This window comes from Roseateles sp. P5_B10 (genome assembly GCF_056400485.1).
In genome coordinates this window covers 1-5,897 of the sequence record NZ_JBFULE010000308.1, presented here as the reverse complement: position 1 = coordinate 5,897, position 5,897 = coordinate 1, and the positions used below count along the sequence as shown (strand labels likewise).

The following is a 5,897-nucleotide window of genomic DNA, read 5'->3' as shown; positions in this document are numbered from 1 at the left end:
GGTACTGGTCGTGCTGGCGGACCAACTCGGCCGCTCCGTGGGCGACATGTACAAGGGCGCCTGGGGCCCGTCCATCCTGCAGGTGCTGATCTTTGCGCTCTACACCTTCGTGCTGAGCCGTGTGAAGCCGGACCACGTACCCGGTGTTCCCAAGGAAGCGCGCACGCTGCAAGGCTGGGCACTGTGGAAGAAGTGTTTGCGCGGCATCGTGCCGTCGGCCGTGCTGATCTTTGCCGTGCTCGGCTCCATGGGCGGCCTGCCCGGCATCAACACGGCCATCTGCACGCCGACCGAGGCCGGTGCGATGGGTGCGGTCGGCGCCTTCATCCTGGCCGGCCTGCACAAGCGCCTGAACTGGCCGCTGATCAAGGACACCATGCTCGGCACCATGCGCATCACGGCCATGGTGGTCTTCATCCTGATCGGCTCGCGCACCTTCTCGCTGGTGTTCCAGGGCGTCGAAGGCGGGCGCTGGATCGAGCACATGTTGAGCGACCTGCCGGGCGGCCAGATCGGCTTCCTGATCGTCGTCAACCTGTTCATCTTCTTCCTGGCCTTCTTCCTCGACTTCTTCGAGATCGCCTTCATCATCCTGCCGCTGCTCGGGCCGGTGGCCGAGAAGATGGGCATCGACCTCGTCTGGTTCGGCGTSMTGCTSTGCGTGAACATGCAGACCAGCTTCATGCAYCCRCCGTTCGGCTTYGCGCTGTTCTATCTGCGCGGCATCTCGGACACGCTGTTCAAGAACGGCTCGATCCCGAAGAAGGTGCTGTCCAGCGACATCTACATGGGCTCCATCCCCTGGGTGTTCATGCAGCTCATCCTCGTCGCCATCGTCATCTTCTTCCCGCAGACCGTGACCGTCTTTCTCGACAAGGAGAAGGCAGTGGACCTGAACCAGGCGTCGGAGCTGTTGCAGCAGATGGGCGGCCACGACAAGCCCGCTGACATGAGCTCGGACGATGCGAGCAAGCTGTTCGCCCCTGAACCAGCGGCGTCAGGTGCCAGCGCGCCCGCGGATGACGGCGACGCCGTGCGGCGTGCCCTGGAGGACGCGGCGAAGAAGTAGGCACTCCGGGAGGCACTCCGGGCCGCCAACGAAAAAGCCCCGCATCGCGGGGCTTTGCCTTTGCTGCGGCGCGAGGCTTACAGCTTCTGCGCCTGCATGAAGTCGTCAAAGCCGGCTTCCGAGAAGCGGAACCAGAGGTTCTGGTCGCGACGGAAGTTGGAAAAGTCCTCGTAGACCTTCTTCCAGTTCGGGTTCTTGGCCGACAGCTCGGCGTAGATGCCCATGGATTCCTTGAACGCGGCGTCCATCACGTCCTTGGGGAAGCGGAACAACTTGGTGCCCGAACCCACCAGCTGCTTCAGCGCGCCGGGGTTCTTGGCGTCGTACTTGGCCTGCATGTCGATATGCGCCATGGCAGATGCTGCTTCGACCACGGCCTTGTATTCGGCCGACAAACCCTCGTACGCCTTGGTGTTGATGAAAAAGTCGAGCTGCGGGCCGCCTTCCCACCAGCCGGGGTAGTAGTAGTTGGGCGCGACCTTGTTGAAGCCCAGCTTCTGGTCGTCATAGGGGCCGACCCACTCGGCCGCATCGATCGTTCCCTTCTCCAGCGCCGAGTAGATCTCGCCACCGGCGATCTGCTGCGGCACGGCGCCCATGCGCTCCATCACGCGGCCAGCGAAGCCGCCGATGCGGATCTTCAGGCCCTTGATGTCGGCGACGCTCTTGATCTCCTTGCGATACCAGCCGCCCATCTGCGCGCCGGTATTGCCGCCGAGGAAGTTGATGATGTTGTAGTTGCGATAGAACTCGCGCATCAGCTTCAGGCCGTTGCCCTCCACCATCCAGGCCGTCATCTGGCGGCTGTTCAGGCCGAAGGGGATGGCGCAGCCCAGCGCGAAGGTCTCGTCCTTGCCGAAAAAGTAGTAGGGCGCCGTGTGCGCGATCTCGACGGTAGCGTTCTGCACCGCGTCAACCACCTGCAGCGCCGGCAYGATCTCGCCGCCGGCATGCACGGAGATCTGGAACTTGCCGCCGGTCATCTCGGAGACCTTCTTCGCGAACACGTCGGCCGCGCCGAAGATGGTGTCCAGCGACTTGGGGAAGCTCGATGCGAGGCGCCAGCGCACTTGCGCCTGGGCGTGCACGACGGCAGGGGCAGCGCCCGCGGCCAGCACGCCAGCCAAGCCCGCGTGGCGCACAAAGGAACGACGTTCCATGGTCATTGAAGTCTCCTGTTTTCGGATTTGCGAAGAGAAAAGTGTCGGGCGATTCTAGGAAGACCGCACCGCCAGCCGGCCCGGATTTACCCCGGCGCTGACGCGTCAGATGCGCGTCAGTTGCCTGCGAGTTTCATGCCCGTGACGAGCACCGAACCGATGGTCTTGGTGCCCATCGTGTACTCGTCGGCGCCGATGCCGACGATGTTCTGCAGCATGTCACGCAGATTGCCAGCGATGGTGACCTCATGAACCGGGTAGGCGATCTCGCCGTTCTCGACCCAGTAACCGCTCGCGCCGCGCGAATAGTCGCCCGTCACGTAGTTCACACCCTGGCCCATCAGCTCGGTGACGAGCAATCCGCGGCCGAGGCGCCGGATCATCGTCGGCAGGTCGTCGCCTGGCGCGGTGGCACGGCTCGTCATGCGCAGATTGTGCGAACCGCCCGCATGGCCGGTCGTCTTCATGCCCAGCTTGCGCGCCGAGTAGCTGGACAGGAAGTAGCCCTGCAGCACGCCGCCTTCCACGACCGAGCGCGCGCGCGTGACGACACCTTCGTCGTCGAAGGGCGAGCTGCCCTTGCCCTTCTTCACATGCGGGTCTTCGGAGATGTCGATATGCGGCGCCATGACCGGCTTGCCCAAGCTGTCGAGCAGGAAGGTGGTGCGGCGGTAGAGCGCACCGCCACTGGTCGCCTGCACGAGCGCACCGAGCAGGCCGATGGCCACCGTGCTCTCGAACAGCACCGGGATCTCGGCGGTTGCCACCTTGCGTGCCTTCAGCCGCGACAAAGCACGCTCCGACGCGTAACGGCCCACCGCCTCGGGCGAGGCCAGATCAGCCGCGTCGCGCATGGAGCTGTACCAGGCGTCGCGCTGCATGCCCGCGCCGCGGCCAGCGATGGGCGCAACCGACAGCGAATGCCGCGAGCTGGCATAGCCGCCACGGAAGCCGCGCGTATTGCCCATCCAGAAATGCGACTGCTGGGCCGACACGGCCGCGCCTTCGCTGTTGGTGATGCGCTTGTCCACGGAAAGGGCAGCGGCCTCGCAGCGCAGCGCAATCTCGGCGGCTGCAGCGGCGTCGACGGACCAGGGATGGAAGAGATCCAGCTCGGGCCGCTGGGTCGCATCCAACGCCAGGTCGGCCGCATCGGGCAGCCCGGCGAACTCGTCCTCGGCCGTGAAGCGGGCAATATCGTAAGCCGCACGCACTGTGTCGCGGATAGCCTGTGGCGAGAAGTCCGACGTGCTGGCATTGCCGCGGCGCTGGCCGAGGTAGACCGAGATGCCGAGCGACTTGTCACGGTTGCGCTCGACGTTCTCCAATTGGCCCAGGCGCGCCGATACCGACAGGCCGCAGCCCTCAGACACTTCTGCACCGGCATCGGTCGCGCCGATCTTTTTCGCTTCGCCGAGCGCATCCTCGATCCATTGCTGGAACTGCTCGGGGCTGTAGGCAAAACCGTTCTGAGGCTGGGGCATGAAAGCAAAGCGCCGGGCGATGCCGGCGCCGGTGTCAATGGGGTGGGGGACAATGATAAGACTCCGCTCTCTCCCGCACCGCGATGCACGATCCCAACCCTGAATTCGAAGACGACGACGACTTCGACGGCCCCAGCAAGAGCCAGCTCAAGCGCGACATGACCGCGCTGCAGAAGCTCGGCGAAGAATTGCTCGTCTTGCCCGAGAGCCGTTGGGAGCCGCTGGCGCTGCCCGAGATCCTTTACGACGCGCTGCGCCACGCCAAGAAGATCACCAATTTCGAGGGCAAGCGCAGGCAGATCCAGTACATCGGCAAGCTGATGCGCAAGATCGATCCCGAGCCGATCCGGGAAGCGGTGGCCGCTTTCARGCTCGGCCATGCGCAGGACAGCCTCAAGCTGCATCAGTCCGAGCGCTGGCGCGAACGCCTGCTGGCGACCGACGACGCGCTGCAGGAGTTCCTCGCCGAGCACGCCGACGTCGACATCCAGCAGCTGCGCAGCCTCGTGCGCGCGGCGCGCAAGGACGCGGCCAACGAGCCGGAGAAACGCAGCGGCCGCGCCTTCCGCGAGCTGTTCCAGTTCATCAAGGCTTCCGAAGCCGCGGCCGAAGATGAGTGAGCAGGTCCGCATCGGTGTCGTGTCCATCAGCGACCGGGCATCAGCCGGTGTCTACGAAGACAAGGGCCTGCCTGCCCTCAAGGACTGGCTGACGGGCGCGCTGCACAACCCCATCGAGTTCGTGTCCCGCCTGATTCCTGACGAGCAGGCCGACATCTCGGCGGCGTTGACCGAGCTGGTCGACACCGAACGCTGCGACCTGGTGCTGACGACCGGCGGCACCGGCCCCGCACCGCGTGACGTCACGCCCGAGGCGACGCTGGCCGTGGCTGACCGCGTGATGCCGGGCTTTGGCGAGCAGATGCGCCAGATCTCGCTGCATTTCGTGCCCACGGCCATCCTGTCGCGCCAGGTCGCCGTCATCCGCGGCAAGAGTCTGATCATCAACCTGCCCGGCCAGCCCAAGGCCATCGCCGAAACTCTGGCTGGCCACGAGAAGGCCAGCGGCATCTTCGCCRCCGTACCCTATTGCATCGACCTGATCGGCGGGCCCTACCTCGAGACCCGCGACGAGGTCTGCAAGGCTTTCAGACCCAAGAGCGCACAACGCCCCGTCTAGCCTTCGACCGTTCCTGGCTCGGCCAGCGCCGCAGCCACGTCATCCAGGCTGCGATTGCTGCTGAGGCCGAACCCGCCCACGACGCGCTGACCGGTGGCGCCGCGCCCCTTGGCGGTGTGCACGCCAACCCAGGCATTGCGGCCGGCGCGCTTGGCGGCATAGAGCCCCAGGTCGGCCAGGTTGACGACCTGCTGCCAGCTGCGTGCCTGTGGCCGCTCCGGCTCGAAGGGCACGCAGGCAAAGCCGAYGGAACAGCTGACATCGAGGCGGCCGCCGTCGTCGAGCTCAAACGGCGTGGCGGCGATGACGGCGCGCATGCGCTCGGCCAGCTCCTCAGCGCGCAGGCGATCGGTGTCGCGCGCCACGGCCAGGAATTCCTCGCCACCCCAGCGCACCAGGTAATCGGACTCGCGCATCACCGAACGCAGCCGGGCGCCGAACTGCACCAGCACCGCGTCGCCCGCGGCATGGCCGTGCCGGTCGTTGATGCGCTTGAAGGCATCGATGTCGAGCAGCAGGAAGACGTTGTCCGTATCCAGCGGCTGGCCCCCGGCGGCAAGCGTCTCCTGTGATCGGCGCAGGCTGGCTGCCAGGTCCTGCTCRATGTGGTCACTCAGGAAGCGGCGGTTGTGCAGGCCCGTCAACGGATCGGTCACGCTGCTCAACTGAAGCTGCTCTGATTTCTCTTGCAAAGCGTGGTGCATCGCCCGCAACTCGACCGTGCGCTCGCGCACCTTGTGCTCCAGCTCGAGCTGCCGGTGGCGCAGCAGCCGCGTGCGCCCGGCCACCGCCGCGAGCACGAGCAGGCATAGCGCAAACACCAGGGCAGCGCGGAACCACCAGGTCTGGTGCCAGGCAGGCCTCACCGTCACCGCCAGGGCCAGTTCGCGCTCGCCCCATTGGCCGTCGCGGTTGGAGGCGCGCAGGCGCAGCCGGTAGTCACCCGGTGGCAGGTTGGTATAGGCGGCCACCCGGCGCGCCGCGTCGGCCGCCATCCAGCTGGCA

Annotated in this window: 6 protein-coding genes; 3 read left to right on the top strand and 3 right to left on the bottom strand. The window is 65.9% G+C overall.

The genetic code is table 11. The features are described from left to right. The coding region (locus tag AC1DU6_RS17760) for a TRAP transporter large permease (protein WP_477858638.1) at window positions 1–1,069 on the top strand (1,069 nt) is incomplete at its 5' end. Between the two features lie 77 nt (window positions 1,070–1,146). On the opposite strand, the gene AC1DU6_RS17755 is transcribed toward AC1DU6_RS17760, so the two are convergent. Together AC1DU6_RS17755 and pmbA are read right to left on the bottom strand one after the other, a co-directional pair. Then, window positions 1,147–2,229, bottom strand: a complete 1,083-nt coding sequence (locus tag AC1DU6_RS17755; protein WP_477858640.1) for a TRAP transporter substrate-binding protein — start codon at window positions 2,227–2,229, stop codon at window positions 1,147–1,149. A gap of 116 nt (window positions 2,230–2,345) precedes the next feature. After that, the gene (pmbA, locus tag AC1DU6_RS17750) at window positions 2,346–3,713 is read right to left on the bottom strand and encodes a metalloprotease PmbA (protein WP_477858636.1); all 1,368 of its coding nucleotides are present in this window, start codon (window positions 3,711–3,713) and stop codon (window positions 2,346–2,348) included. Between the two features lie 83 nt (window positions 3,714–3,796). Here pmbA and yjgA point away from each other — a divergent pair, with 83 nt between their 5' ends. Further along, window positions 3,797–4,333 (top strand): ribosome biogenesis factor YjgA, encoded by a 537-nt coding sequence (yjgA, locus tag AC1DU6_RS17745; protein WP_477858634.1) that lies wholly within the window; start codon window positions 3,797–3,799, stop codon window positions 4,331–4,333. Beyond that, window positions 4,326–4,892, top strand: a complete 567-nt coding sequence (mog, locus tag AC1DU6_RS17740; protein ID WP_477858632.1) for a molybdopterin adenylyltransferase — start codon at window positions 4,326–4,328, stop codon at window positions 4,890–4,892. The genes yjgA and mog overlap by 8 nt, the downstream gene beginning before the upstream one ends. Here mog and AC1DU6_RS17735 read toward each other — a convergent pair. Beyond that, window positions 4,889–5,897: GGDEF domain-containing protein (locus AC1DU6_RS17735; protein WP_477858631.1), on the bottom strand; the 1,009-nt coding region annotated here is incomplete at its 5' end. The two genes, mog and AC1DU6_RS17735, sit on opposite strands and share 4 nt — an antisense overlap.